Below are 1,367 nucleotides of genomic sequence, written 5' to 3' on the forward strand. Positions count from 1 at the left end.
TCGTTGAAGTGGCTGTATCGCAATTCCCCGGATTGTTGATCTCACAGATGGTATATTCTAAATTATAAGTGCCTGCCGGTGTGTTGGCTGCAACTGTTACTGTACCATTTGAATTGATCGTAAGTCCTGCCGATATTGGCGTCGTTACGGTTAATTTTACGTCTCCCGGATTGGTTCCGATTACAGCTTGTGCTGCGTTTACGGTGTCACCTGCGATTAATGAAACTATTGTCGTTCCTCCTGCATTTCCGTTTATGGATCCCAGGTTATCTGCAACGGCATCAATTCCCGGTGCTGTGATTGTTACCTGCACTTGGTTTGAACTGCAGTTGGTTAGGTTTAACAACTCACAGATTTCATATCTCAGTTGGTAAGTTCCTGCCGGAGCGTTGGCTCCTAAAATTGCGTTTCCATTGGTGTCTACTGTCAAATATCCTTTTGGATCGGCTGTCGTCACGGTCAGTTTTACGTCTGATGGAATTAAAGCGGCTCCATTTTTAGTGTCATTGTCAAAAACATTAACGAGTGTCTTTGGCGTATTCGAACTAAGGGTTGAAGGAACTGCATCTAAATTCGCTACCAAAGTTGCTGCTGTAACTACAACTGTTGAAGTTGCCGTATCACAATTCCCCGGATTATTGATTTCACAGATCGTATATTCTAAATTATAGCTTCCTGCCGGTATGTTGGCCGCCACTGTTACGGTTCCGTTTGTATTTATTGTCAGTCCTGCTGGTATCGGAGTCGTGACGGTTAGTTTTACGTCTCCAGGATTTGTTCCGATTACGGCTTGTGCTGCGTTTACCGTATCACCTGCAATTAAGGAAACTGTTGTGGTTCCGCCTGTATTTCCGTTTATGGATCCCAAGTTGTCTGCAACAGCATCAATTCCCGGTGCTGTGATTGTTACTTGTACCTGGTTTGAACTACAATTGGTTGGGTTTAACAACTCACAGATTTGATATGTCAGTTGGTAAGTTCCTGCCGGAGCGTTGGCGCCTAAAATTGCGTTTCCATTGGTGTCTACTGTCAAATATCCTTTTGGATCGGCTGTAGTTACCGTCAGTTTTACTTCTGATGGAATTAAGGCTACCTCATTTTTAGTGTCATTGTCAAAAACATTTAGGAGTGTCTTCGGTGCATTTGAACTAAGGGTTGAAGGAACGGCATCTAAATTCGCTACCAGAGTTGCTGCTGTAACTACAACTGTTGAAGTCGCGGTATCGCAGTTCCCAGGATTGTTGATTTCACAGATGGTATATTCTAAATTATAAGTGCCTGCCGGTGTGTTGGCCGCAACTGTTACGGTTCCGTTTGTATTGATGGTCAGTCCTGCCGGTATCGGAGTCGTTACCGTTAGTTTTACT

The 1,367-nt window shown here is 44.0% G+C and carries 1 pseudogene; it reads right to left on the bottom strand.

The window, feature by feature from the left end:
• Window positions 1-1,367: pseudogene (locus tag LPB89_RS21870) on the bottom strand (hypothetical protein); the annotation flags it as partial.

Origin of the sequence: Flavobacterium sp. ENC (genome assembly GCF_020991415.1) — a bacterium.
Taxonomy (GTDB): domain Bacteria; phylum Bacteroidota; class Bacteroidia; order Flavobacteriales; family Flavobacteriaceae; genus Flavobacterium.